Source organism: Streptomyces sp. NPDC107546 (genome assembly GCF_055639175.1).
The window spans coordinates 90,770-116,813 of the sequence record NZ_JBVKBA010000006.1 but is presented as its reverse complement, the minus strand read 5'-3'; the positions used below and the strand labels follow the sequence as shown (position 1 = coordinate 116,813).

The 26,044-nt window shown below is 72.1% G+C and carries 24 protein-coding genes; 14 read left to right on the top strand and 10 right to left on the bottom strand.

From position 1 onward, the window contains the following. Positions 1-33 precede the first annotated feature (33 nt). The 4 genes from ACZ7L1_RS10935 to ACZ7L1_RS10920 all read left to right on the top strand — a co-directional run bounded on the left by ACZ7L1_RS10935 (position 34) and on the right by ACZ7L1_RS10920 (position 2,734). On the top strand, positions 34-555 hold the full coding sequence (locus ACZ7L1_RS10935; protein WP_471436061.1) for a YbaK/EbsC family protein: 522 nt from the start codon (positions 34-36) through the stop codon (positions 553-555). Further along, entirely contained in the window at positions 552-1,397 is an 846-nt protein-coding gene (locus ACZ7L1_RS10930) for an EamA family transporter (protein ID WP_471436060.1), read from the top strand. The genes ACZ7L1_RS10935 and ACZ7L1_RS10930 overlap by 4 nt, the downstream gene beginning before the upstream one ends. A 75-nt stretch (positions 1,398-1,472) precedes the next feature. Next, on the top strand, positions 1,473-2,363 hold the full coding sequence (locus ACZ7L1_RS10925) for an NAD(P)-dependent oxidoreductase (protein WP_471436058.1): 891 nt from the start codon (positions 1,473-1,475) through the stop codon (positions 2,361-2,363). Between the two features lie 89 nt (positions 2,364-2,452). Further along, the gene (locus tag ACZ7L1_RS10920; protein WP_471436057.1) at positions 2,453-2,734 is read left to right on the top strand and encodes a DUF1876 domain-containing protein; all 282 of its coding nucleotides are present in this window, start codon (positions 2,453-2,455) and stop codon (positions 2,732-2,734) included. A gap of 93 nt (positions 2,735-2,827) precedes the next feature. Here ACZ7L1_RS10920 and ACZ7L1_RS10915 read toward each other — a convergent pair whose 3' ends face one another. The 6 genes from ACZ7L1_RS10915 to ACZ7L1_RS10890 form a co-directional block, all read right to left on the bottom strand. Then, positions 2,828-3,985, bottom strand: coding sequence for a serine hydrolase domain-containing protein (locus ACZ7L1_RS10915; protein ID WP_471436056.1), 1,158 nt, complete (start codon positions 3,983-3,985; stop codon positions 2,828-2,830). An 88-nt stretch (positions 3,986-4,073) separates the two neighbouring features. Beyond that, the gene (locus ACZ7L1_RS10910) at positions 4,074-4,520 is read right to left on the bottom strand and encodes an organic hydroperoxide resistance protein (RefSeq protein WP_471436055.1); all 447 of its coding nucleotides are present in this window, start codon (positions 4,518-4,520) and stop codon (positions 4,074-4,076) included. A 106-nt stretch (positions 4,521-4,626) separates the two neighbouring features. Further along, entirely contained in the window at positions 4,627-5,088 is a 462-nt protein-coding gene (locus ACZ7L1_RS10905; protein ID WP_471436053.1) for a MarR family winged helix-turn-helix transcriptional regulator, read from the bottom strand. Then, positions 5,085-5,843, bottom strand: a complete 759-nt coding sequence (locus ACZ7L1_RS10900; protein WP_471436052.1) for an energy-coupling factor ABC transporter ATP-binding protein — start codon at positions 5,841-5,843, stop codon at positions 5,085-5,087. The genes ACZ7L1_RS10905 and ACZ7L1_RS10900 overlap by 4 nt, the downstream gene beginning before the upstream one ends. Next, positions 5,831-6,592, bottom strand: coding sequence for a cobalt ECF transporter T component CbiQ (gene cbiQ / locus ACZ7L1_RS10895; protein ID WP_471436051.1), 762 nt, complete (start codon positions 6,590-6,592; stop codon positions 5,831-5,833). Before cbiQ ends, ACZ7L1_RS10900 begins: the two co-directional genes overlap by 13 nt. A gap of 1 nt (position 6,593) precedes the next feature. Continuing rightward, positions 6,594-7,673 carry an energy-coupling factor ABC transporter permease gene (locus tag ACZ7L1_RS10890; RefSeq protein ID WP_471436049.1) on the bottom strand — a complete coding sequence of 360 codons (1,080 nt, stop codon included), beginning with the start codon at positions 7,671-7,673 and terminating at the stop codon, positions 6,594-6,596. Between the two features lie 185 nt (positions 7,674-7,858). On the opposite strand from ACZ7L1_RS10890, the gene ACZ7L1_RS10885 reads away from it, so the two are divergent. Next, a complete protein-coding gene (locus ACZ7L1_RS10885) occupies positions 7,859-8,203 on the top strand; it encodes an SsgA family sporulation/cell division regulator (protein ID WP_471436047.1) in 345 nt (114 codons plus the stop codon). A gap of 68 nt (positions 8,204-8,271) precedes the next feature. Here the strand turns inward: ACZ7L1_RS10885 and ACZ7L1_RS10880 are convergent, their stop codons facing one another. The 3 genes from ACZ7L1_RS10880 to ACZ7L1_RS10870 form a co-directional block, all read right to left on the bottom strand. After that, on the bottom strand, positions 8,272-9,942 hold the full coding sequence (locus ACZ7L1_RS10880; RefSeq protein WP_471436045.1) for a penicillin-binding transpeptidase domain-containing protein: 1,671 nt from the start codon (positions 9,940-9,942) through the stop codon (positions 8,272-8,274). Positions 9,943-10,036: 94 nt separating this feature from the next. Then, entirely contained in the window at positions 10,037-11,665 is a 1,629-nt protein-coding gene (locus ACZ7L1_RS10875; RefSeq protein ID WP_471436044.1) for a penicillin-binding transpeptidase domain-containing protein, read from the bottom strand. A gap of 281 nt (positions 11,666-11,946) precedes the next feature. Then, positions 11,947-13,686: a dolichyl-phosphate-mannose--protein mannosyltransferase gene (locus ACZ7L1_RS10870; protein WP_471436043.1), complete on the bottom strand. Its 1,740-nt coding sequence runs from the start codon at positions 13,684-13,686 to the stop codon at positions 11,947-11,949. Positions 13,687-13,856: 170 nt separating this feature from the next. Here ACZ7L1_RS10870 and rsmI point away from each other — a divergent pair, with 170 nt between their 5' ends. The 6 genes from rsmI to ACZ7L1_RS10840 all read left to right on the top strand — a co-directional run bounded on the left by rsmI (position 13,857) and on the right by ACZ7L1_RS10840 (position 19,880). Next, positions 13,857-14,732, top strand: a complete 876-nt coding sequence (gene rsmI, locus ACZ7L1_RS10865) for a 16S rRNA (cytidine(1402)-2'-O)-methyltransferase (protein WP_471436042.1) — start codon at positions 13,857-13,859, stop codon at positions 14,730-14,732. 472 nt (positions 14,733-15,204) lie between these two features. After that, complete coding sequence (locus tag ACZ7L1_RS10860) at positions 15,205-15,660, top strand: hypothetical protein (protein ID WP_471436040.1); 456 nt, start codon at positions 15,205-15,207, stop codon at positions 15,658-15,660. A gap of 57 nt (positions 15,661-15,717) precedes the next feature. After that, positions 15,718-16,608, top strand: coding sequence for a TatD family hydrolase (locus ACZ7L1_RS10855; protein ID WP_471436039.1), 891 nt, complete (start codon positions 15,718-15,720; stop codon positions 16,606-16,608). A gap of 129 nt (positions 16,609-16,737) precedes the next feature. Further along, positions 16,738-18,057, top strand: coding sequence for a ubiquitin-like domain-containing protein (locus ACZ7L1_RS10850; RefSeq protein ID WP_471436037.1), 1,320 nt, complete (start codon positions 16,738-16,740; stop codon positions 18,055-18,057). Between the two features lie 47 nt (positions 18,058-18,104). After that, the gene (rsmA, locus tag ACZ7L1_RS10845; protein WP_471436035.1) at positions 18,105-18,986 is read left to right on the top strand and encodes a 16S rRNA (adenine(1518)-N(6)/adenine(1519)-N(6))-dimethyltransferase RsmA; all 882 of its coding nucleotides are present in this window, start codon (positions 18,105-18,107) and stop codon (positions 18,984-18,986) included. Beyond that, complete coding sequence (locus ACZ7L1_RS10840) at positions 18,987-19,880, top strand: 4-(cytidine 5'-diphospho)-2-C-methyl-D-erythritol kinase (protein ID WP_471436033.1); 894 nt, start codon at positions 18,987-18,989, stop codon at positions 19,878-19,880. 9 nt (positions 19,881-19,889) lie between these two features. On the opposite strand, the gene ACZ7L1_RS10835 is transcribed toward ACZ7L1_RS10840, so the two are convergent. Further along, positions 19,890-20,042, bottom strand: a complete 153-nt coding sequence (locus ACZ7L1_RS10835) for a hypothetical protein (protein ID WP_471436031.1) — start codon at positions 20,040-20,042, stop codon at positions 19,890-19,892. 228 nt (positions 20,043-20,270) lie between these two features. On the opposite strand from ACZ7L1_RS10835, the gene ACZ7L1_RS10830 reads away from it, so the two are divergent. The 3 genes from ACZ7L1_RS10830 to ACZ7L1_RS10820 all read left to right on the top strand — a co-directional run bounded on the left by ACZ7L1_RS10830 (position 20,271) and on the right by ACZ7L1_RS10820 (position 26,003). Beyond that, on the top strand, positions 20,271-22,076 hold the full coding sequence (locus tag ACZ7L1_RS10830; protein ID WP_471436029.1) for an ABC-F family ATP-binding cassette domain-containing protein: 1,806 nt from the start codon (positions 20,271-20,273) through the stop codon (positions 22,074-22,076). A 221-nt stretch (positions 22,077-22,297) separates the two neighbouring features. Then, on the top strand, positions 22,298-24,124 hold the full coding sequence (locus ACZ7L1_RS10825; RefSeq protein ID WP_471436028.1) for an outer membrane protein assembly factor BamB family protein: 1,827 nt from the start codon (positions 22,298-22,300) through the stop codon (positions 24,122-24,124). A 61-nt stretch (positions 24,125-24,185) separates the two neighbouring features. Next, on the top strand, positions 24,186-26,003 hold the full coding sequence (locus tag ACZ7L1_RS10820; RefSeq protein ID WP_471436027.1) for an outer membrane protein assembly factor BamB family protein: 1,818 nt from the start codon (positions 24,186-24,188) through the stop codon (positions 26,001-26,003). The last annotated feature ends 41 nt before the right edge of the window (positions 26,004-26,044 follow it).

Genomic DNA, 26,044 nt, shown 5'->3' with positions numbered 1-26,044 from the left:
CTGCCCTGTCCAGCTGCCGCTACCGTGCCTCGCATGACGGCAGCCGCCACTGACGCCGAACGCCCCGGGAACTCGGGAACGCACCCCCTCTTCGTTGCGGCCCTGCATGACATGGGCCTCGGTGAACTGCAAGCACGCATCCGCCGCTTCCCGGACGCGACCCGTACCGCCGCCGAGGCCGCCGCCGCGATCGGGTGCGAGCTCAGCCAGATCTGCAAGTCACTGGTCTTCTCGGCGGACGGCGAGCCGGTGCTCGTGCTCATGGACGGAGCGTCACGGGTGGACGTGGAGCGCGTCCGCGAGGAGCTGGGCGCCGAGAAGGTCGCCCGGGCGAAGCCCGATGTCGTACGGGAGACCACCGGGTATGCGATCGGTGGCGTGCCGCCCTTCGGGCACCGTACGAGGACGCGGGTCCTCGCCGACCGTGCGCTGCTCGACCACGAGACCGTGTGGGCCGCCGCCGGCACCCCCCACACCGTGTTCCCGATGGACCCGAAGTCACTGATCGCCCACGCGGGCGGCACGCTGGTGGACGTGCGCGAGCAGACCTCGTGACGCCCGCCGTCGCCATGGCGGTGCTGCTCGCCGCCGTGACGCACGCCAGCTGGAACGCCATCGCCCACCGCATCACCGACAAGCTGGTCGGCTTCACGCTGATCTCGGGCGGCGGGGTGCTCATCGGACTCGCGATCGCCCTGTGCGCGGCGTTCCCGGCGGCCCGGGCGTGGCCGTACCTTCTGGCCTCCGCGGCCATCCACATCGCCTACATGGCGCTGTTGATGCGCTCCTTCCGGCTGGGCGACTTCGGGCAGGCGTACCCCATCGCGCGCGGCACCGCGCCCCTCGTCGTCACCGTGCTGGCGGCGGTGTTCGCCCACGAGGTGCCGGACGGCTGGGTGGCCGCGGGCGTCGCCGTGTCGTGCGCCGGGTTGACCGGAGTCGCACTGTGGGGGCTACGCGGGCGCCGGCCGAACTGGGCGGCCATCGGCGCCGCGCTCGCCACCGGCCTGACGATCGCCGCGTACACCCTGGTGGACGGGCTGGGCGTACGGACGTCGGGATCCTCCTTCGGCTACATCGCCTGGCTGATGGCCGTGCAGGGGGTCGTCATCCCCGCGTACGCCTGGTACCGGTGGCGGGGCGAATTCACCGCGCGGCTCCGGCCGTTCGCGGCGCTCGGGCTGCTCGGCTCCGCGCTGTCCGTGACGGCGTACGCCCTCGTGCTGTGGGCCCAGACCCGGGCCGAGCTGGCGCCCATCGCCGCCCTGAGGGAGTCCTCGGTCATCGTCGGCGCGGCCATCGGTGCCGTCTTCTTCAAGGAGCGGTTCGGCGTTCCGCGGATCGCGGCGGCGGGGTTGCTGGTGGTCGGGATCGGGCTGATGCTCCACGCCGGGTAGGTGACGACGGAACGTGCGTCCGCTGGGGGAGCATGGGAAGCGCATCAGTCACCGTGGGATCAGGAAGTTGACGTCATGACAGACAAGCTCACCGTGAGCGTCCTCGGTACCGGCATCATGGGCGCCGCGATGGCCCGCAACGTCGCCCGCGCCGGGCACACCGTCCGCGCCTGGAACCGCACCCGCGACAAGGCCGAGCCGCTCGCCGCCGACGGCGCGCAGATCGCCGGCACCCCCGCCGAGGCGGTGCGGGATGCCGATGTCGTCCTGACCATGCTCTACGACGGCGCCACCGTCCTGCAGGTCATGCTGGAGGCCGCCGACGCCCTGCGCCCCGGAACCGCCTGGGTGCAGTCCACCACCGCCGGGATCGAGGCCACGGGCGAGCTGGCCGCCTTCGCCCGGGAGCACGGCCTGGCCTTCTACGACGCCCCCGTGCTCGGCACCCGCCAGCCCGCGGAGGCCGGGCAGCTGACGGTCCTCGCAGCCGGGCCCGTCGAGGGGCGTGAGGCGGTGACGCCCGTCTTCGACGCCGTCGGCGCCCGCACGCTGTGGACCGGTCAGGACGGTGCGGCGGGCAGCGCCAGCCGGCTGAAGCTGGTGGCCAACAGCTGGGTGCTCGCCGCCACCGCCGCGACCGGTGAGGTACTGGCCCTGGCCAAGGCCCTGGACGTGGACCCGCAGAAGTTCTTCGACATCATCGCGGGCGGCCCGCTGGACATGGGCTACCTGCACGCCAAGGCCGATCTCCTCCTGAACGGCACGCTGAGCCCGGCCAGTTTCGCCGTGGCGACGGCCGAGAAGGACGCCCGTCTGATCGTCCGGGCCGGGGAGGAGCACGGAGTCCGCCTCGACGTGGCCGAAGCGACCGCCGAACGCCTCGCCCGCGCCGCCGCCCAGGGCCACGCCGACGAGGACATGGCCGCCGCGTACTTCGCCAGTTTCGACGAGAAGTCCGGTTCCTGAAGGTTCCGGAGGATTCCGAAGGCGCCCGCGCCGTGCATCAGGGGACGAGGAGGAGCACCCTGGAATCAGCGGTTCCGGAGGTGATCGTCATGTCTATGCACACCGCGGTCGGATGGCATGTGGAACTCGAGTTCGAGGAGGACGAGCAGCGGACGCGGGCGGCGGCGCTCGTCCGGCTCCCCGACGGCAAGGAGTTCCGGGCGCGCGGATACGCCAGCCGCCACCGCTCCGACTCGAATCAGCCGCGCGTCGGTGAGGAGATCGCGGGGGCGCGTGCGCTCAACGAGCTGGCGATGCAGCTGCTCACCAAGGCGCACGAAGAGATCGACGAGGTGTCGGGGCGGACGTCGCACCCGCTGACGTTCCACTGACGCCCACAGCGAGACAGAGGAGTACGGGCAGTACGGGTCCGCCCGCGGTGCCCGCACGTCGAGGCGTGCGGGCACCGGCGTAGCCGGGCCCGGCTACGCCAGGGCCGTACACACCGCCCTTACCAGCGCCTGTGCCCGGGGGTCCGCCGTCACGCTCTTGTGGAAGCCGTTCGTCACATAGCCGAAGGCGATGCCCGACTCCGGGTCCGCGAAACCCAAGGCGCCGCCGCGGCCGGGGTGGCCGAAGGAACCGGGGGCGAGCAGCGGGGACGCGCTGCCGTGGAGCATGTAGCCGAGGCCGAAGCGGGTGGGGACCACCAGCACGCGGTCCGGCCCCGCCGAGGCTTCCTGGCGCGCCAGCTCCACCGTCGCGGGGGAGAAGAGGCGCACGCCGTCCACCTCGCCGGTCAGCGCCGCGTAGAACCGGGCCAACGCGTCGGCCGTCGCGATGCCGTTCGACGCGGGCAGCACCGCCGCCCGGTAGGCGGGGTCGTTCTCGTCGGGCAGCGGGGTGATCGCCGCGAAGGCACGGCGGGTCAGGCTCGCCGGGTCCGCGTACGCGTCGGCGACCGCGCGTTTGGGGCGGGTACGCAGGGCGCCCTCCCTGGCCGGGGCTTCGATGGGGCCGACGCGGCCCACCCGGTGCGCCTCCGCCTCCGGCAGGCCCACCCACATCTCCAGGCCCAGCGGCCCGGCGATCTCGGTGGCGATCCACTCGCCGATCGAACGGCCCGTGGCCCGGCGGAGCAGCTCACTTGTCAGCCAGCTGTACGTCTGCGCGTGGTAGCCGTGGTCCGTGCCCGGCTGCCAGACGGGGGCCTGCCCGGCCAGCACCGAGGCCGCCAGATAGGGGTCGGCGGCCTCGGCCGGGGTGAGCGGGCGGTCCAGGACCGGTACGCCCGCCCGGTGCGCCAGGACGTGCCGCACCGTCGTGTGTTCCTTGCCCTGCGCCTTGTACTCGGGCCAGTGGTCGCCGACCGGCGCGTCCAGGTCCAGCTCTCCGCGCTCGGCCAGCATCAGCAGCACGGCCGCCGCGACGCCCTTGGTCGCCGAGCGCACGATCTGCGCCGTATCCCGCCGCCAGGGCGCCGTGCCGTCGACGTCCTTCGTGCCGCCCCACAGGTCCACGACCTTGCGGCCGTCCCGGTAGACGGCGACCGCCGCTCCGCGCTCGCCGAGCGCCTCGAAGTTGTGTACGAACGCCTCCCTGACCGGCTCGAAGCCCTCGGCCACAGCGCCGTTCACGTCCACGTCCGCACTCCCGTCCCGATCCTCGATGGTCGATCGCCTGCGACTATGGGCGTAACACGTGCCTCGAGCCTGTGATTCCTGGGGTTCCTCAGCCCAGCACAATCGTTACATCGATGTTCCCGCGGGTGGCGTTCGAGTAGGGGCACACCTCGTGGGCCGCCTCCACGAGCCGGGCCGCGACCTCCTGGTCGAGGACGGGCAGCGAGACGGTCAGGGCGACCGCGAGACCGTAGCCGCGCTGCTTGTTGGGGCCGATGCCGACCTTGGCGGCGACGGTGGAGCCGGTCAGGTCGTAGCCCTCACGGTTGCCGACGAGGATCAGCGCGTTGTGGAAGCAGGAGCTGTAGCCGGCCGCGAACAGCTGCTCGGGATTGGTGCCGCTGCCGTCGCCGCCCAGCTCCGGCGGCATGGCGACCTTCAGCGCGATGTGGCCGTCCTGGCTGGTCACGTACCCCTCCCGGCCGCCGTGCGCGGTGGCCTCGGCGACGTACATGATCTTCGTTGGACGGGTGTCGACAGCGGTGCCGTCGGACATGGTCGGCCTCCCCCGGAACAAGTGCGCACAAGTACATCGCGCACAAGGTACCGACTGGTAGGTGGACTGCCGTTGCCAGGGGGTGCCAACCGTCGGTAACCCGAGTTCAGCGGGTACGGGCCGCCGCGGCCTCCGCCTTCTCCGCCAGGCGCCACAGCTCCTCGCGCAGCCGGGCGGTCTCCGGGCCGTCGAGCCCGGTCGCCGTGAGCAGGGCGCCGGGCACGCGCGCCGCGCGCTCCCGCAGCTCCTCGCCACGCGCGGTGACCGCGACGAGCACCGACCGCTCGTCCCGAGCCGACCGCTCACGCCGGACCAGGCCCGCCGCCTGAAGGCGCTTCAGCAGCGGGGAGACGGTGCCGTAGTCGAGGCGCAGGGCGGCCGCCAGCTCCTTGACCGTCGTCTCGCCGCGCTCCCACAGGACCAGCAGGACGAGGTACTGCGGGTACGTGAGACCGAACTCATCGAGGAGCGGGCGGTACACGGCCGTCACCGCGCGCTGGGCCGCGTACAGCGCGAAGCACAGCTGGTCGTCCAGGAGCAGTGAGCCGTCCATCTCCGCGTTCGTCACGCGCCCATTGTCACGGACCGCGGATCGAAGCCGAAGGGCAGTTCCAGGCGGTGGGCGCGCATCAACTCGTCGTCGGCGAGCAGCTCGGCGGTCTTGCCGTCCGCGGCGATCACACCGTCGCTCAGGATCAGGGAGCGGGGACACAACTCCAGGGCGTACGGCAGGTCGTGCGTGACCATGAGCACCGTCACGTCCAACGACCTGAGGATGTCGGCGAGCTCGCGGCGCGAGGCCGGGTCGAGGTTGGAGGACGGCTCGTCCAGGACCAGGATCTCGGGCTCCATGGCGAGGACGGTCGCCACGGCCACCCGGCGGCGCTGACCGAAGGAGAGGTGGTGCGGCGGGCGGTCCTTGAACTCCGCCATGCCGACCCGCTCGAGGGCGCGGTCGACGCGCTGCTGAAGTTCCGCGCCCTTCAGCCCGGCCGCCGCCGGTCCGAACGCGACGTCCTCGCGGACCGTCGGCATGAACAACTGGTCGTCCGGGTCCTGGAAGACGATGCCGACCCGGCGGCGGATCTCCGCCATGTGCCGCTTGCCGACCGGCAGTCCCGCGACCGTCACCGTGCCCGTGCCGCCGGTCAGGATGCCGTTGAGATGCAGCACGAGCGTGGTCTTCCCGGCGCCGTTCGGCCCGAGCAGCGCGACCCGTTCGCCGCGCTCGATGCGGAAGTCGACACCGAACAGGGCCTGGTGGCCGTCCGGGTAGGCGAAGGCCAGCCCGGCCACTTCGAGTGAAGGTGTCACAGGGTCCATCCCAGCAGGCAGACGACGAGGGCGGCGAGGGGCAGGGCGAGAGCGTACGACCACTGCGTACGGGACGCGGTCACCTCGTCGATGACCGGCATCGAGCCGGAGTAGCCCCGGCTGACCATGGCCAGGTGCACGCGCTCGCCCCGTTCGTAGGAGCGGATGAACAGCGCGCCCGCCGACTTCGCGAGCACGCCCCAGTGGCGGACGCCCCGCGCCTCGAAGCCGCGCGACTCCCGCGCGATCCGCATCCGGCGCATCTCGTCGGTGATGACGTCGCCGTAGCGGATCATGAAGGAGGCGATCTGCACGAGCAGGGGCGGGAGCTTCAGGCGCTGCAGGCCGAGGAGCAGTTCGCGCAGTTCGGTGGTGGCGGCGAGCAGGACGGAGGCGGCGACGCCGAGGGTGCCCTTGGCGAGGACGTTCCACGCGCCCCACAGGCCGTTCACGCTCAGCGAGAGCCCGAGGACCTCGACGCGCTCGCCCTCCGCCACGAACGGCATGAGCACCGCGAACGCGACGAACGGCACCTCGATCAGCAGCCGCCGCAGCAGAAGACCGGCGGGCACGCGGGCCGTGCGGGCGACGAGGGCGAGGAGTACGGCGTACAGCGCGAACGCCCACATCGCCTCGCGCGGGGTGGAGACCACGACCACCACGAAGGCGAACGCGGCGGCGAGCTTGGTGTGCGGCGGCAGCGCGTGCACGGGGGAGTGCCCGTGCCGGTAGAGCCGATGGGCGTGGCCGGCGCCCATGTCAGCTCGCCTGTGAGGGTTCGGCCGTCCGCCGCCTGCGGACGGCCCGGAAGACCACGCTGCCCGCGACCACGGTGACCCCGACGCCGATCACTCCCGCGAGGCCGCCGGAGAGGCGGGCGTCGGCGATGTCTCTGACCCCGTAGTCGGCGAGCGGGGAGTCGGCCGCCGCGTGCGGCTCGGTCTTCCGGTCGATGCCCTGGTCCTTGGCGACCTTCTCCAGGCCGTCCGGGCTGGCGGAGGCGTAGAAGCTGACGAAGCCGGCGAGGACGAGAGAGGTGACCAGGCCGGTGACCCACAGCTTGCGGTGGTGGGGGTACCTCCCTGCTCGAGCGGAGTCGAGAGTTTGGGGGAGGGCGGCGGCCACCGGGACGGCGGGATCGGCGGCGGGCGCGTCGACCAGCTGACCGTTCACCCGCAGTTTGAGCTTCTGCTCCAGGCCCCGCGCGCCGTACACCAGGTCGGGCCGTACGGCGATGACGGCGCCGACCGTGAGCGCGGTGATCGCGGCCTCGCCGATGCCGATGAGGACGTGGACGCCGATCATCGCGGTGGCGACCTTGGACATGGCCACGTCGGTCGTACCACCCACGGCGTAGATCAGCGTGAAGGCGACCGCGGCGGCCGGCACCGAGACCAGCGCGGCGACGAAGGAGGCGACGGTGACCGAGCGCCGTCTGCGCGGCAGCACCTTCACCAGGCCCCGGAAGACGGCGTACGACACGACGGTCGTCACCACCGCCATGTCGGTGATGTTCACGCCGAGCGCGGTCAGACCGCCGTCCGCGAAGAGGATGCCCTGCATGAGCAGGACGACCGAGACGCACAGGGCCCCGGTGCAGGGCCCGACGAGTATCGCGGCCAGCGCGCCGCCCAGCAGATGCCCGCTGGTGCCCGCGGCGACGGGGAAGTTCAGCATCTGGACCGCGAAGATGAACGCGGCCACCAGGCCGGCCAGCGGGGCGGTGCGCTCGTCGAGCTCACGACGGGCGCCTTTCAGGCTGACGGCCAGGGCGCCGGCGGCGAGGACACCGGTCGCGGCGGAGGTGGGGGCGTTGATGAATCCGTCCGGGACATGCACCGTTCGAGGATAGCGGCTTATTGCGACCTCTTTGCAAGAGCTTGGGCGTCGTGAAAAGCGCACCGAAGCGCGCACTGTGGCAAGCGACACTCGCATCGGAGGCCGCTGGCGCCCATATGTGCGACATTGGATGGGTAGCGGATTCACAGCTTCTGCTCGGGTGACGCAGCGTGAGGAGTGGTCCGATGTCCGTGGTGGAACAGTACGCGCGAGCCCATGTCGTCACCGACTCCCCGGAAACTCCTGACGCCGTCCCCGTCGTCCTGCGCTACGACCCGGAGGCCGACCCCCGCTCGGTGCGCATCGGCCTGCCCGGCCCGCATGAGTGGGCCTTCTCCCGGGACCTCCTGGAGCAGGGCCTGAGCGCTCCGGCGGGTACGGGCGAGGTCCGCATCTGGCCGTGCGGCCGGGTCCAGGCCGTGATGGAGTTCCACTCGCCGCAGGGTGTGGAAGTGGTGCAGTTCGAGTCGAAGGCCCTGATGCGGTTCCTGCGCCGGACGTACACCGTCGGGGCGGGGCCGGGGCGGTAGGGCGTCCGCCGAGGGATCGGCAGCTCCCCGGGGGCAGCCTCCTGTGGCGGGACAGCTCCCCCCGGAACTCAGCTTCCCGCGCGCAGGAGCGCCGCCACGATGGGGCCCGCCGTGTCGCCGCCGTGGCCGCCTGCCTGGACCACGCCCGCGGCGGCCAGGTCGCCCTTGTAGGCCGTGAACCAGCCGTTCGGCTTCTTCTGGCCGTCGACCTCCGCCGAACCCGTCTTCGCGCCCGAGTCCGGGCCAAGCCCCGCCATCGCCTTGGCGGCCGTGCCGTACGCCGCCGTGTACTGCATGACCTCCTTCAGCTCGGCCTGGGTCTTCGCGGACATGGTGCGCGAGGCCTTCGCGAGCGTCCGGTCGTCCACCGTCGGGGACACCAGGTACGGCTGGTGGAAGACGCCGGTCGCCACCGTCGCGGCCACCGACGCCATGTTCAGCGGGTTCATGCGCACCCCGCCCTGCCCGATCAGCGACGCGCCCATCTGTGCGCCGCTCTGCACCGGGATCGAGCCGTCGAAGGTGGGGACGCCGATGGACCAGTTGTCCATGCCGAGGCCATAGACCTGCTGGGCCTCCTCGGTCAGGTCGCTGTTGGACAGCTTCGGCGCGAAGTTGATGAAGGCGTTGTTGCAGGAGGCCGCGAAGCTCAGCTTGAACGAGCCCTGCTTGATCTCGGAGTCGTCGTCGTTGTGGAACGTCCAGCCGGCCAGCTTGTACGTCTTGGGGCAGGGGTGCGACGCCTGGGGGGTGACGAGCCCCTTCTCGAACAGCATCGTCGACGTGATGATCTTCATCGTGGACCCGGGGGCCAGCGAGCCCTGGAAGGCGACGTTGAAGCCGTGGCTGGTGTTGGCGACGGCGAGGATCTCGCCGGTCGACGGGCGCATGACGACGACCGAGGCGTTCGCCTGCTTGGCGACCTGCTGCTCGGCGGCCGCCTGGAGCGTCGGGCTCAGCGTCGTCTTCAGCGTGCCCGGCGTGCCCTTGCTCAGCGTCACCAGCGTCTTGTCGGGCGTCTTCTCCTTGCCCTTCGCCGCCGCCCGGCGCACGATCCGCAGCTCGATGCCCGCCTTGCCGCCGGCCTTCTTGCCGTACTTCTCGCGCAGGCCGTCCAGCACCGTGCCCAGCGACGGGTACTTGGCCGCGGTGATCTCGCCACCGTCGCGGTCGGTCGCCTTGACCGGGGGAGTGCCCGCCTCGCCGGTCACCAGGCGGTCGCCGTCCGTCAGGTCCGGGTGCACCACCGACGGCTGCCACCGCACCAGCGGCACGCCGTCGTTCGCCCGCCGCACCACGGTCAGCTTCGAGTCGTACGTGAACGGCTTGCTCACGCCCTGGTACGACACCGTGGCCTTGACGGAGAACGGGAGCGTCGCCCCGGCGGCGGTGCCGGGGGTCAGCGTGACGCCCGTGATGTGCGCGTCCTTGCGGTAGCCGGTCAGCGCCGCGGTCGCGGCGGCCGAGTCGTCCGTGGCACCCGCCGCCTTCGCCACGTCGCCCCGCTGCCAGGCCGTGAGGAACGCGGTGGCCGTCGCATGGACCTCGGAGGCGGACGGCGGCCCGATCCTCACCAGCTTCCGGTGGCCCGAGGCCGCGTTGCGGTCGTCGGCCGCCGCGCCGCCGCCCAGCAGGCTGTAGGCGCCGACGGCGCCGCCCAGCCCGACGACGGCGATCAGCCCGCCGATCACCAGCGGCCGGCTGTTGTTGCGCCCGGCGACGCGCCTTCTCTTGCCCACAGCTCCCGGTCCTCCGCAGTCCCCAGGTCCCCCAGTGCCCTCACAGTCCTCAACGAGAACACCACACTAGAGTCCCGCGGTGACACGGGTGACTTCAGCTGCCCGTTCGTAGCACAGCTGCGACAATAGGACCGGCCGCGTCGCCGCCGTGCCCGCCCTCCTGGGTCATGGCCGCCGCCGCGATGTCGCCCCGGTAGCCGGTGAACCAGCTGTTGGACTTCGCCTGCCCGTCGACCTCCGCGGACCCGGTCTTCGCGCCGATGTCCCCGCTGAGCCCCGCCATCACCTGCGCGGCGGTGCCCTGGGTCGCCGTCAGCCGCATCATCGCCCGCAATTGCGCGACCGTGCTCGCGGACAGCCCCTTGGCGGTGGCCAGTTCGCGGTGGTCGAGGTCGGGGGAGACCAGGTACGGCTGCCGGAACGTGCCCGTGATCGCGGTCGCCGTGACCGACGCCATGTTCAGCGGGCTCATCTGGACCTGCCCCTGGCCGATCATGTTGGCCGCGGTGTCCGGGCCGCCGGAGGCGGGCACCGAGCCGTCGAAGGAGACGATGCCGGTCTTCCAGTTGTCCTGTCCGAGCCCGAAGCGGTCCTCGGCCTCCCGGGTGAGCGAGTCGACCTTCACCTCGTCCGCGTACTTCACGAACGCCGTGTTGCACGACCGCATGAAACTGTTCGCCAGCGTCGCCTTCTCGTTGGGGGCCATGTTCTTGAGGTTGTGGAACGTCTGGCTCTGCCACACGGCCGTGTCGGGGCAGGGAGCGGGGCCGTTCATGGCGGTGATGCCGTTGTCGATGAGCGTCGCCGCACTGATGATCTTCATGGTGGAACCCGGGGCGAGCCGCCCCTCGAACGCCGCGTTGAACTCGTCCCGGCGGTGGTTGGCGACCGCGAGCACCTCACCCGTGCTCGGCTTGACCGCCACCACGGACGACTCCGCGTACTTCTGGACGGCCCCCTCGGCGGCGGCCTGCGCGGTGGCGCTGAGCGTGGTGTGGAGCTTGCCGGGCTTGCCCTCGACAAGCGTCAGCAGGGTCTTGCCGGGCGTGTTGGCGTCGGCGCGCTCGACGGACAGCTCGATGCCGGGCGTGCCCCCGGCCGCGTCGCCGTACTTCTCACGCAGGGCGTCCAGGATCGGACCGAGGGAGGGGTACTTGTCCTTCGTCAGCACCGCCCCGTTGCGGTCCACCGCCTCGATCGGCGGGGCCTTGGCCTCCCCGGTGACGAGCGTGTCGCCCTTCTGCAGGGACGGATGGACGACGGACGGCTGCCAGTCGACCAGCGCCCGCCCGGTGGTCACGCCGCGCACGACGGACAGCCTGCTGTCGTAGGCGAGCGGCTTGGACTTCCCCTCGTAGGACACGGTCGCCTTCACGGAGAACGGCACCGTGTCCCCGCTGGGCGCGCCCGGCGTGATGTGCACACCGGTGATGTGCGCGCCGGCCCCGTAGGCGCTGAGCAATTGCCCCGCGGCCCCGGCGTTGTTCGTGTACGAGGCCGCGGTGGTCGCGTCACCCTTCTCCCAGGCGGCGAAGAACTTGCCGGTCGCCTCCTTGACCTCACCGGCCGACGGCGGCCCGGTCCTCACCTGTGCGGCCCCTTGGGAACCGCCCCCCGGACTCTCGTTCAGTGCACTCAGCACGTTGTAGGCGCCGTATCCGGCCCCTCCGACCATCACCGCGAACGCCCCGCCCACGATGACGACCTTGACCCCCTTGCGCATGGCAGACAGCCCCCTCCCCGTAGGTTTGGCACTGTAGGCAGCCCGAGGGACGGTTGGGGGCTGAGTGGTCGTTCGTTGTCCAAGAGTGATCAGAAATATGACCTGAACCCCTGTATTCAGCCACGTACGTGAATGCCGGATACGGGAGCGGGGCGGCGTGATCAACGACGCCGATGGGTGGACTCAGGGGCCGTCCGGCGGAGCCGGCGGCACCGTCGACGCCCGGCGACGACGACGAGGGCGCGGCCGGCCGGCCGCGCCCTCGTGATGCATCTACGCAGCTAGACCCAGGTATCCAGCCACATCCGCGCCCGCCACGAGTCCATCGGGATCGCCGTGCCCGTGTACAGGGGCCAGAAGTAGATGAAGTTCCACGCGATCAGCAGGACCAGGACGCCCGCGCCCGCCGCTCCCGCGATCCGTCGGCGTTCGTCCGCGCCGGGTGGGCCGAGGAGGGCGCCGATCATCATCGCGACCGCAAGGCACAGGAACGGCACGAAGACGACCGCGTAGAAGTAGAAGATCGTGCGCTCCTGGTACAGGAACCACGGCAGGTAGCCGGCCGCGACACCGCACGCGATGGCGCCCGCGCGCCAGTCGCGGCGGAACGCCCAGCGCCACAGCACGTACATGAGCGCGAAGCAGGACGCCCACCACAGCAGCGGGGTGCCGAGGGCGAGGACCTCGCGGGCGCACTTCCCGCCCGCGTCCGTGGGGCAGCCCGCCTCACCCGGGTTCGGGGACTCGTAGAAGTACGAGACCGGGCGGCCCACCACGATCCAGCTCCACGGGTTCGACTGGTACGTGTGCGGCGACGTAAGGCCCACGTGGAACAGGTAGACCTCGTGCTCGTAGTGCCACAGGCTGCGCAGCCAGTCGGGCAGGAAGGTCCAGTTGCCGCCCTTGCCGTCGGTGGCCGCCCAGTTGCGGAAGTAGCCGCCGGAGCCGTTGGCCGGGGACAGGATCCAGCCGGTCCAGGAGACCAGGTACACCGCGAGCGCGACCGGGACCGTCGCCAGGAAGGTCAGGCCCGTGTCCCGCTTGAGGACCGTGACGTACGGGCGGTGGGCGCCCGCGACCCGGCGCGCGCCGACGTCCCACAGCAGGGCCATCACGCAGAACGCGGCCAGGAAGTACAGGCCGTTCCACTTCGTGCCGATCGCGAGGCCGAGCATCAGACCCGCCAGCCAGCGCCACGGGCGCCACCCCAGGCGGGTGGTCTCGGCGGTGTGGGCGTCCGGGCGCACCCGGCCGTCGACGTCCGCCGGGAGGGCCGCCGCCAGCTTGGCCCGCGCTCTGTCCCGGTCGACGAGCAGGCATCCGAAGGCCGCGAGCACGAAGAACTCCAGCACGCCGTCGAGCAGCGAGGTGCGGCTCATCACGAACTGCAGCCCGTCCACCGCCAGCAGCCCGCCCGCCAGACAGCCCAGGAAGGTGGACCGGAACAGGCGGCGGCCGATACGGCACAGCAGCAGCACCGCCAGCGTGCCGAGCAGAGCGGTCATGAAGCGCCAGCCGAACGGGTTGAGGCCGAAGACCAGCTCGCCCAGGCCGATGACGTACTTGCCGACCGGCGGATGCACGACGTACGCGGCGTCCGTCGGGACCGGCACATGGCCGTGGTGCTGAAGGATGAGGTCGTTGGCGTCCTTGGCCCAGTTCGCCTCGTACCCGTTGTGGACGAGCGCCCACGCGTCCTTCGCGTAGTACGTCTCGTCGAATATCACCGCCCTGGGGCTGCCCAGGTTCCAGAACCGCATCAGCCCCGCGATCAGCGTCACGAGCAGCGGGCCGCCCCACGCCGACCAGCGCGTGATCCGGTCGGCGACGTCCTGCCGCAGGCCGATCGACGCCCAGATGCGCGGGCTGGGCCGGTTGTACGGCGGCACAAGCCGGTCGCGGACGTCGCTTCTCGCGCGCGCCGCGTAACCGAAACGGCGCAGCCGCTGCTGCCACGACGGCCGCGGCTCTTCGGTGGCCTGGCCCTGCCGGGTGTCCGTGGAGGACGCGGTACTGGTCACCGCGCCATCGTAGGGAACACGTCTGTGTGAGTCCCGCGCTTGGGCCCTACCCGATCGGCCGTGCCGGGTTTCCGGCGCTCCACCAGGCACGGCGCCCCGCGGCGGCAGCCGCTGGCGTCGACGTCGTCCCGGCCGATCGGGTAGGGGCCCGCGCCTGCGAGGATGGACAGGTGACAGTTGCACCTGGGACTACGACCGGAACCCTGGTCCTCGCCGGAACCCCCATCGGGGACATCGCCGACGCGCCGCCGCGGCTCGCCGAGGAGCTGGCCACCGCGGATGTGATCGCCGCCGAGGACACGCGCCGGCTGCGCAGGCTCACCCAGGCGCTGGACGTCCAGCCTGCCGGGCGTGTCGTGTCGTACTTCGAGGGCAACGAGTCCGCCCGGACACCGGAGCTGGTGGAGGCCCTGGTGGGCGGGGCGCGGGTGCTGCTCGTCACCGACGCGGGGATGCCGTCCGTGTCGGACCCCGGGTACCGGCTGGTGGCCGCCGCCGTGGAGAAGGACATCCGGGTGACCGCCGTGCCGGGGCCGTCCGCCGTGCTCACCGCGCTGGCGTTGTCCGGGCTGCCGGTGGACCGGTTCTGCTTCGAGGGGTTCCTGCCGCGCAAGGCGGGGGAGCGGCTGTCGCGGCTGCGGGAGGTCGCCGAGGAGCGGCGCACGCTGGTGTACTTCGAGGCCCCGCACCGGCTCGACGACACGCTCGCCGCGATGGCGGAGGTGTTCGGGACCGAGCGGCGGGCCGCGGTGTGCCGCGAGCTGACCAAGACGTACGAGGAGGTCAGGCGCGGCTCGCTGGGGGAGCTGGCGGCGTGGGCCGCCGAGGGCGTACGGGGCGAGATCACGGTCGTGGTGGAGGGCGCCGGCGAGAAGGCCCCCGGGGAGCTGGACGCGGCCGAGCTGGTGCGCCGGGTGCGCGTCCGCGAGGAGGCCGGGGAGCGCCGCAAGGAGGCCATCGCGGCGGTCGCGGCGGAGGCCGGCCTGCCGAAGCGAGAGGTCTTCGACGCGGTGGTGGCGGCGAAGAACGCGACCGCGACGGGCTGAGCCCGGGCGCTCCCCGCTGCCGGTCGGCGGGCGGTCCCGCTCCCCGCTGCCGGTCGGCGGGCGGTCCTGCTTCCCGCTGCCGGTCGGCGGGCGGTCCCGCTTCCCGCTGCCGGTCGGCGGTTCCGGCCCCTCGGCGCGGCGTTTCGGCGACGCCCGCCGCCATGATCGCCGGCCGCCCCTGTGAGGGGGCTCATACCCTCTCTGAGCAGGGCGCATCTCTCCTGAGCGTGCGCCCCATAGGGCGGCAAAGGGCTGTCGTCGAAGGCAAAGCCGGAGCGGGGCGATCGGGTGAGTTTGGCAAGCGAAGTCCAAATCGCCCCCAACACTCGACAGGTCCGCTCCCGCTCCCGCTCGTGAAGGCGTCCACTGGGGACAGGGACGCACCCGTCCCTCGCCACCGTGGGACCGCGCGGGGTTCCGGGGGGAAGCCCGCACCGCGGGGGCGCTTGTCCAGCGGACAAGAGGAGCTGGAATGAGTGAGATATCAGGGCGGACCGGCCAGGCCACGGCGGCCGGCCAGGTCACAGGGCAGCCCGACCGCAGCGCGGCGACCGCCGTCGTCCACGAGTCCTACTCCTTCGCGTGCATGCGCTGCGGGCACGGCTGGGAGCAGTCCTACGAGATAGAGCACCACCTCGACGCGGACGGCAACGAGTTCGTGATGTACGTGGCGAACGGCCGCGTCGTCCCCTCGCCGCTGAGCCGCCCGGCCTGCCAGAACTGCGACAGCCACGTGGTGCGCATCATGCGCCCGGGCCAGGTGTCCTCCGTGCAGAACTCCCTGCACCGGCACCACGCCCCGGGTTCGCAGGCCGACGGCGAGGACCGTGAGGCGCCGCGCACGCAGCCGGAGGCCACCGACGGCCACCACCACTGGCACCTGTCGGACCTGCTCCACCCGTTCCAGAACCACCGCAGGGCGGGCTGACGGCTCCTGCCGAAAGGCAGCTCCAGGCGCGGCATGCCCCTTTCGTAGGATCGGGGCATGCCTTCCCGAGCCTCCGACCAGTCCGCCAAGAACGCGCCGCCGCCGCTTCCCGCGCCCCTCGGGGTGCCCGTCGCCGACTCGCACACCCACCTCGACATGCAGTCCGGCACGGTGGAGGAGGGCCTCGCCAAGGCCGCGTCGGTCGGCGTGACGACGGTCGTGCAGGTCGGCTGCGATGTGCGGGGCTCGCGCTGGGCCGCCGAGATCGCCGCCGCCCACGACTCCGTGCACGCGGCGGTGGCCCTGCACCCGAACGAGGCCCCGCGCATCGTGCACGGTGATCCCGACGGCTGGTCCCGGCAGGGCGCGCGGGAGCCGGGCGGGGACGCGGCGCTGGACGAGGCACTCGCCGAGATCGACCGTCTCGCCGCCCTGCCGCAGGTCAAGGGGGTGGGCGAGACCGGGCTCGACTACTTCCGCACCGGGCCCGAGGGCAAGGCCGCCCAGGAGCGCTCCTTCCGCGCCCACATCGAGATCGCCAAGCGGCACGGCAAGGCGCTGGTGATCCACGACCGCGAGGCCCACTCCGACGTGCTGCGCATCCTCAAGGAGGAGGGCGCGCCGGAGCGGACCGTCTTCCACTGCTACTCGGGTGACGCCGAGATGGCCGAGGTCTGTGCGCGGAACGGGTACTTCATGTCGTTCGCCGGCAACGTGACCTTCAAGAACGCCCAGCCGCTGCGCGACGCCCTCGCCGTGGCGCCCCTCGACCTCGTCCTGGTGGAGACCGACGCGCCGTTCCTGACGCCCGCGCCGTACCGCGGACGGCCGAACGCGCCGTATCTCATTCCGGTCACGGTCCGCGCCATGGCCGCGGTGAAGGGCGTCGAGGAGGAGGCGCTGGCGGCGGCCGTCGCACGCAACACGGCCCGCGCGTTCGCGTACTGACCGGCCCGCCCGGCCGGGGTGTCCACGGGGGCCCGTGTCGCGACACCGAGTAACGGCGTTGCTTTGGAGAGTGACGGCCAGCCGCTAGGTTCTGGTCGCCGTGTCGGAACCTCTCTGGAGCGTGTCGTCGTGAGCAACCGGCAGTACTCGCCGTACGGGGCGTACCAGGACCGTGAGGCCCCCGGTCGCGCCCACCCGGACACCTACCGGCCCGCGTACGAGGCGCGCGCACGCGTGGCCGCGCGCGCCACGGAGATAACGGCCCGCCCGCCCCGTCGGCAGCCGGAGGCCACCCCGCGCCCCTCGGGACGCGCCCAGGCCCGGCACGCGGCGCGCGGCAGAAAGGGCGGCGCACGCCCCGACTCCATGCGCCGCCTGATCCCGCAGGCGCTCGTCGTCGCGTTCCTCGCCGGCGGCACCACCGCGTTCGTCGCCAACGACAAGGCCGTCGAGCTGACCGTGGACGGCCGCACCCGTACGCTGCACACCTTCGCCTCCGACGTCGGTGAACTGCTGGCCCAGCAGGGCGTGAAGGTCGGCGATCACGACCTCGTCGCCCCCGCGCCCGGAACACCGCTCATGAGCGGTGACGAGGTCGCGGTGCGCTACGGCCGCCCCGTACGGCTCGCCATCGACGGCATCCAGCGCGAGGTGTGGACGACGGCGCCCACGGTGGAGGCCGCGCTCCGGCAGCTCGGGGTGCGCGCCGAGGGCGCCTACGTATCGACCTCGCGCTCCCAGGGGATCGGCCGCGGCGGGCTCGAACTGGACGTCCGCACCGAGCGCACCGTGACGGTCCTCGCGGACGGGCAGGCCCGCACCATCCGGACCAACGCGGCGACCGTCCGCGAGGCCGTCGCGCAGGCCGGGGTCGTGCTCTACCGGCGGGACACGACGTCCGTGGCACCGGACAGCTTCCCGCGCGACGGGCAGACGGTGACCGTGCTGCGGGTGACGGGCTCCCAGGAGGTCCGTGAGGAGCCGATCCCGTTCGACGTACGGCGCACCAAGGACCCGAACCTGCTCAAGGGCACCGAGGTGGTCGCGCGCCCCGGGCAGGCGGGCGCGCGCCGGGTCACGTACGCCCTGCGCACCGTCAACGGCGTGAAGGAGAGACCGCGGCGGATCAGTGACGAGGTGGTGCGGCAGCCACAGGCCCAGCTCGTCCGGATCGGCACCAAGCCGCGCCCGGACCTGCTGAAGGGCGCGGAGCACCTGAACTGGAGGGGGCTCGCGGCGTGCGAGTCAGGCGGCCGCGCACACGCGGTGGACCCCTCGGGCACGTACGGCGGCCTCTACCAGTTCGACCGGCGCACCTGGCGCAGCCTCGGCGGCTCGGGCCGGCCGCAGGACGCGCCCGCGGACGAGCAGACGTACCGGGCGAAGAAGCTGTTCACGCGCCAGGGGACCAGCCCGTGGCCGCACTGTGGGTCACGGCTGTACCGGTGACGGTGCCACCGGCCGGGGGCCCGGGCGCCGCCCCGTAGGCTTGCCCCGTGAGCAGCCCCACCCCCGACGCCCTGCTGGGCCCCGCCGACGTCCGTGAGCTGGCGGCGGCCCTCGGCGTACGCCCCACCAAACAGCGCGGCCAGAACTTCGTCATCGACGCCAACACCGTGCGCCGCATCGTCCGCACCGCCGAAGTGCGGCCCGACGACGTCGTCGTGGAGGTGGGACCCGGGCTCGGCTCGCTGACGCTGGCGCTCCTCGAGGTCGCCGAGCGCGTCACCGCCGTCGAGATCGACGACGTGCTGGCGGCGGCGCTGCCCGCCACCATCGCGGCGCGCATGCCGGAGCGCGCCGAGCGGTTCGCGCTGGTGCACTCCGACGCGCTGCACGTCCGTGAGCTGCCGGGCCCCGCGCCCACCGCGCTGGTCGCGAACCTGCCCTACAACGTCGCCGTCCCCGTCCTGCTCCACATGCTCGACACCTTCCCGAGCATCGAGCGGACGCTGGTGATGGTGCAGTCCGAGGTCGCCGACCGGCTCGCCGCCCCGCCCGGGTCCAAGGTGTACGGGGTGCCGTCCGTCAAGGCCAACTGGTACGCCGAGGTCAAGCGCGCCGGAGCCATCGGGCGCAACGTCTTCTGGCCCGCGCCCAACGTCGACAGCGGGCTGGTGTCGCTGGTGCGGCGCGCCGAGCCGATCAAGACCGCCGCGTCGAAGGCCGAGGTGTTCGCGGTCGTGGACGCGGCGTTCGCCCAGCGGCGCAAGACGCTGCGGGCCGCGCTCGCCGGATGGGCGGGGTCGGCCGCGGCGGCGGAGGCCGCGCTCGTGGCCGCCGGCATCTCACCGCAGGCGAGGGGCGAGTCGCTGACGGTGGAGGAGTTCGCGCGTATCGCGGAGGCGGCGAAAGATGCGACAGGGGAGTCCGAGTAAGTGAGTGTCAGGGTTCGCGTCCCGGCCAAGGTGAACGTGCAGCTCGCGGTGGGCGGTGCCCGCCCCGACGGCTTCCACGACCTGGCGAACGTCTTCCTGGCCGTCGGCCTGTACGACGAGATCACGGTGACCCCGGCCGACGAGCTGCGCGTCACCTGCTCCGGGCCGTACGCGGAACAGGTGCCGCTCGACCGTACGAACCTGGCGGCGCGGGCGGCGCTGACGCTCGCGCAACGCCGTGGCCTTGATCCGGCCGTGCACATCCACATCGCCAAGGACATCCCGGTCGCCGGGGGCATGGCGGGCGGCAGCGCGGACGGGGCGGGCGCGCTGCTGGCGTGCGACGCGCTGTGGGGCACGGGAGCCGAGCGTGAGGAACTGCTGGAGATCTGCGCCGAGCTGGGCAGCGATGTGCCGTTCAGCCTGGTGGGCGGGGCGGCGCTGGGCACCGGGCGGGGCGAGAGGCTGACGGTGCTGGAGGTCGGGGGCACGTTCCACTGGGTGTTCGCGATGGCCGGGCGGGGCCTGTCCACCCCGGCGGTCTTCCGGGAGTTCGACCGCCTGAACGAGGGGCTGCCGATCCCCGAGCCCGTCGCGTCCCAGGAACTGCTGGAGGCGCTGGCGAAGGGTGACACGGCCGCGCTGGCGGCGGCGGTGTCGAACGACCTGCAGCCGGCGGCGCTGTCCCTGTTCCAGGAGCTGGCGGACACGCTGGAGGCGGGGCGCGCGGCGGGGGCGCTGGCCGCGCTGGTCTCCGGGTCCGGCCCGACGACCGCCTTCCTCGCGCGCGACGCCGAGTCGGCGGAGAAGGTGGCAGCAACCCTGCGGGTGTCCGGCACGTGCACGTCGGTGCGGACGGCGGCCGGGCCGGTGGCGGGGGCGACGGTCGTCTGAGGGCAGGGCTCAGAGGTTGTCGATGGCGGTCAGGTCGATGTCGATGTCGTAGGGCACGCTGACCTTGACGTGGTCGTGATAGATGCCGGTCCGCGTATAGGTGCCGGTGGCCTCGCCGCGTTCGTACAGCTGGACCACAGGGTGGTCGTCCCCTCCCGCCATCTCGACCAGCCGGAAGTGGGGAATGCCTGCTGCGGCGTACTTGTGCGGTGCTCTACGGACTCGGCACTCATGGTTCCTCCCCTGGACGGGATCCTGCGGCCTGCCTTCCCACCGTAGCCGTCGATCATGAACCACATCACCACAAAGAGTGACGACCCCCACGCGCCCCGCCCCCTCCCCCGGAGGCCCTACGCTTGAAGGCTGATCGATCCCCGCGTCAGGAGTGAAATGGCCGTCAACCTGGTCAATGTCGAGAACGTCAGCAAGGTGTACGGCACCCGTGCCCTGCTCGACGGCGTCTCGCTCGGCGTGTCCGAAGGGGACCGGATCGGGGTCGTCGGGCGCAACGGCGACGGCAAGACCACCCTGATCCGGATGCTCGCCAAGCTGGAGGAGGCCGACACCGGCCGCGTCACCCACTCCGGCGGGCTGCGCCTGGGCGTGCTCACCCAGTACGACTCCCTCGACCCGGCCGCCACCGTCCGTCACGAGGTCATCCGGGACATGGCCGACCACGAGTGGGCGGGCAACGCCAAGATCCGCGACGTGCTCACCGGCCTCTTCGGCGGGCTCGACCTGCCTGGGTTCCCCCAGGGTCTCGACACCGTCATCGGCCCCCTCTCCGGCGGCGAGCGGCGCCGTATCGCGCTCGCCAAGCTGCTGATCGCCGAGCAGGACCTGATCGTCCTCGACGAGCCCACCAACCACCTCGACGTCGAGGGCATCGCCTGGCTCGCGGCGCACCTGCGCGAGCGCCGCTCCGCGCTCGTGTGCGTCACCCACGACCGCTGGTTCCTCGACCAGGTGTGCACCCGCATGTGGGACGTGCAGCGCGGCGAGGTCTTCGAGTACGAGGGCGGCTACTCCGACTACGTCTTCGCCCGCGCCGAGCGGGAGCGCATCGCCGCCACCGAGGAGGCCAAGCGGCAGAACCTGGTCCGCAAGGAGCTGGCGTGGCTGCGGCGCGGCGCCCCCGCCCGTACCTCCAAGCCCCGCTTCCGCGTCGAGGCCGCCAACGAGCTCATCGCGGACGTGCCGCCGCCCCGCGACAGCAGCGAGCTGATGAAGTTCGCCTCCTCACGGCTCGGCAAGACCGTCTTCGACCTGGAGGACGTCACCGTCCAGGCCGGCCCGAAGGTGCTGCTCAAGCACGTCACGTGGCATCTCGGCCCGGGCGACCGGATCGGTCTCGTCGGCGTGAACGGCGCCGGAAAGACGTCCCTGCTGCGCGCCATGGCCGACGCCGCCCGCAGCGAGGGCGAGCAGCAGCCCGCCGGGGGCCGCATCGCCGTCGGCAGGACCGTCAAACTCGCCTACCTCTCCCAGGAGGTCGCCGAACTCGACCCCACCTGGCGGGTCCTCGAAGCCGTGCAGCGGGTCCGCGAGCGCGTCGACCTCGGCAAGGGGCGCGAGATGACCGCCGGGCAGCTGTGCGAGACGTTCGGCTTCACCAAGGAGAAGCAGTGGACGCCGGTCGGCGACCTGTCGGGCGGTGAGCGGCGGCGGCTGCAGCTGTTGCGCCTCCTCATGGACGAGCCCAATGTCCTCTTCCTCGACGAGCCCACCAACGACCTCGACATCGAGACGCTCACCCAGCTCGAGGACGTCCTCGACGGCTGGCCCGGCTCGATGATCGTGATCTCCCACGACCGCTTCTTCATCGAGCGCACCACCGACAAGGTCTACGCCCTCCTCGGCGACGCCACGCTGCGGATGCTGCCCCGCGGCATCGACGAGTACCTGGAGCGGCGCCACCGCATGGAGGAGGCCGCCGCGGCGGCCGCGGCACCGGCACCCGCCGTGGCCAAGCCCACCGCCTCCGCCGCCGACGCCCGGGCCGCGAAGAAGGAACTCCAGCGGATCGAGCGGCAGTTGGACAAGATTTCCGAGCGGGAGTCCAAGCTCCACGGGCAAATCGCGGAGAACGCCACGGACTTCGAGAGGGTCGCCGGACTGGACGCGGAGCTGCGTGAGTTGGCCGGTCAGCGCGAGGAGCTGGAGCTGCGCTGGCTCGAACTCGCCGAGGACGCCTAGGCGTCGGCGGGCGCCGAACGCGCCGTGAGCGGTGCGGGAAGGCGCGTAACGAGGGCATCACGGACCGGTCCTCCCTTGGGAACAGGGGCAGGACCGGTCCCGTGTTCGAGGACGTCCCAGTGATAGAAAGGTCCGTCTGAGAACAGCCTGAGTACCACCGGCGTGGCGGAAACGAGCACCACGGGCGTGGGGACACATCAGTTTTGAGGGGGAAAGCGCTGATGACTCAGCCGCCCAGCCGCCCGCCCCAGGGCGGCAGTTTCGGGGCACCGCAGAATCCGCCGCCACAGGGTGGTTTCGGCGCCCCGCAGGACCCCCGGCAGGCGACCCCGCCACCGCCCGTCCAGCCCCCGGCGACCCCACCGCAGCCCGGGTACGGCTACCCGCAGCCGCAGCCTTCCGGGCCGTACCAGCAGCCGGGCGCGTATCCGCAGCCGGGCCCGTACGGCGGGCCGGGTCCCTACGCCCAGCAGCCCGGCCAGCCAGGTCCGTACGCCCAACAGTTCGGCCCCTACCCGCAGCAGCCCGGCCCCTACGCCGCTCCCCACCCCGGCTACGGCTACCCGCAGCAGCCGCCCCGGTTCCCCGGCGCGCCCGTCCCGCCCCCCGGCGGCGGCTCCAGGAACCCTTTCAAGGGCAAGCCCGCGCTGGTCGTGGGCGCCGCCGTCGCCGCGCTGCTCCTCATAGGCGGCACCGTGTACGCGGTCGGCAGCGGTGGCGGGGACAAGAAGCCCACCGCCGACAGCGACCAGAGCTCCGTGCCGTCCTCCACCGCCTCCGCCCCGGCCGACGCGAGCGGTGGCAGCGGCGACGGCGGCGCGGACCCGGAGAACCTCAACCAGGACCGCAAGTCGGGCGAGGACAGGGTCCTTTGGTACCGGCAGGCGCCCGACGCGCCCGGTCACGGCGCCGACGCCCCCGGCATGTGGATCACCGGCAGGACGGCGGTGAAGGCCGCGTACAAGCAGGTCTTCGCCTACGACGTCGCGGGCGGCAGCCCCACCTGGAACCCGATCTCCTTCCCGCAGAAGATCTGTGCGGTCACTCCGCAGAAGACGGCGGACGACAAGGTCGTGGTCGCCTACATGAGCGGCGTGAGCGACAGCGCCAAGTGCAACCACATCCAGGAGATCGACCTCGACACCGGCAAGAAGGGCTGGAGCGCGCAGATCGCCGACGGTGCCCTCTTCGACAGCGCGCTCGCCGTCGACCTGACCATCACCGGCAGGACCCTGCTGGTCGCCCGCGCGCAGTCCGGCCTGGCGTACGACGTGGCCACCGGCAAGAAGCTGTGGGAGAAGCAGCGGTACGGCGCGGCCTGCTTCCCGACCGCGTTCGCGGGCGGCGCCAAGCTCCTCTCGGTCGCCTCCTGCGGCGCCGGCGGCTCGGACGCGCACGACGAGGTGCAGGAACTCGACCCCACGACCGGCAGGGCCAAGTGGACCAAGAAGATCCCCAAGGGCTGGTCGGTCGTCCACGCCTACTCCGTCGACCCGGTCGTCCTCTACCTCACCAACGAGGACAAGACGCGGTGGAACGTCTCCACGCTGAAGGGCGACGGCAGTCTGCGCTCCCAGCTGAACGTCGACGAGTCCTTCGCACCCCGGTGCGGCTGGGCCATCCTCAACCGTGACCTGCAGGGCTGCACGGGCGCCGTGGCCGACGCGAGCACCCTCTACCTGCCGACCGACGCGAAGAGCGGCCCGAACGAGATCGTCGCGATCAGCCTGGACACCGGCAAGGAGAAGTGGCGGGTGAAGTCCCCGGCGGACGAGTCGATGCTCCCGCTCAAGATGGACGGCACCCATCTGATCGCGTATGTCGAGCCGTCGTACGACACGGGCGGCCAGGTCGTCTCCATCGCGACGGCCGGCGGGAACCACACCGCGGCGAAGCTGCTGCAGAACCCGGCGGGTGCCGCGCAGGTCGAGAGCGGCTTCTTCGCCAAGGCGATCGACTACGTGGACGGGCGCCTGTACCTCTCCACGACCCGGCTGACGGGCGGTACCCGGTCCAAGGAGAAGCTGATGCTGGCCTACGGCAAGTGAGCGGTCCGCCCAGCCGCCCCTCCCCGCCCACTGTTCCTGTGTCCTTCGAGGTCCTCACGCCATGAGCCAGCCACCGCCCCCTCCCCACCAACCGCCCCCACCGCCCCACCAGCCGCCGCCGGGCGGTGGTTTCGGCGCCCCGCAGCCCCCGGCCCCAGGCGGTGGTTTCGGCGCCCCGCAGCCCCCGCCGCCCGGCGGCTTCGGCGCACCCCAGCCCCCGCCGCCCGGCGGCTTCGGCGCACCCCAGCCGCCGCCCCAGGCGCCCCCACCGCCCGCCCAGAGCCCGGGCCACGGCTACCCGCAGCCGCCGGCCCCGCCGCAGCCGGGATACGGGTATGCCCAGCAGCCCGGTTACGGCTACCCGAACCAGCACCTTGGCTACGGCCATCAGCAGCCGCCGATGGTTCCCGTACCGCCGCAGGGCGCCCCGGGCGGCGGCCCCAAGGGGCCGAGCGCCACGGTGTGGATCGTCGTCGCGGCGGTGGCGGCCATCGCGCTGATCGTCGGCGTCGGGGCCTGGTACGCGAACAGCTCTTCCGGCAGCGACACGGGCGGCGGCTCCGCGTCCCGCGCCGACAGCGGCAACGGCGGCCAGGGGAGCGGCACCGGCGGCTCCGGTTCCGGCAAGGAGAAGGTGCCGGCCGACCCCAGCGCCAAGGTCCTCTTCCAGATCCCGGCGCCGCGGATCACGGACAGACAGGAGCTCGACAACGTCGCGGGCTCCTGGCTCACCGACTCCGTCTACGCCAAGGCCGGCATCAACAAGATCGTGGGCTACGACCCGGACACCGGCGCGACCAGGTGGACGCTGCCGCTGAACGGCCAGACCTGCGCGGGATCCCCCGAGATCAGCTCCTCGGGGATCGCCGCGGTGGTCTCCGAGTCGGGCAAGCGGGCGAACGTGCGGGACCGCAAGCCGTGCAGCGACGTCACCGCGTTCGAGGTCGCCACCGGGAAGAAGCTGTGGACGAAATCGGTCAGCACCGGTGGCGCAGCGGTCCCGTTCGGTGAGGTCTCGATCAGCGGCACGACGGTCGCCGCCGGCGCCGGCCTCTACGGCGGTGCCGCGTTCGACCTGGCCACCGGCAAGGTGCTGTGGCAGCACGAGAGAGGCTCCTGCGCGGACGTCGGCTACGCGGGCGGCGATCAGCTCGTCGCGGTGCGCAGGTGCGGCCCCTTCGGCAAGGAGCTGTACGAGGTGCAGCTGCTCGATCCGAGGACGGGTGGCGCCAGGTGGAGCTACAAGCTCCCCCAGGGCATCGACAACGCCAAGGTGATCTCCACCAGGCCGGTCGTGTTCGGTGTGGACTCGGGCGGCATCACGGCCTCCGGCGCCACGGACGTCTTCTCGCTGGACGACACCGGCGAGCTGCGGACGAAGATCACGCTGGAGGACGGCAAGTACGAGCACCACTGCGGCGTCGGCAAGGTGCACGGCTGCCAGGCGATCACGGTGGGCAACGACAAGCTGTACGTCCCGACCAACGACCACGACGGCTCGGCCCAGGGCTCCCGGACCAACGAGATCATCGCGTTCTCGCTGGCCACCGGGAAGACCACCGGCGACCGGATCGACGCCGGCGACGGCTACGACATCTTCCCGATCCGCATGGACGGCGGGAACGTGCTGGCGTACAAGAGCGGCCCGTACAACAAGGGCGCCCAGGTGGTCTCGGTCGACGGCGAGTCCCTGAAGCAGACCCGACTGCTGGAGACCCCGGCCTCCCGGGAGGTGCTGGGCGCGATCATGAGCATGGTGCCGAAGACGTCCGAGCTGCTCTACACCGACGGCCGGCTCTTCCTCGGCAAGGACCTGGTCAGCAAGCCGTTCACGGCCGACCAGAAGTCGTACACCGCGCTCGGCTTCGGCGCGAAGTAGCGCGTACGCGGCGCACGGCGAAGGCCTCGCTCCTGTTCGGG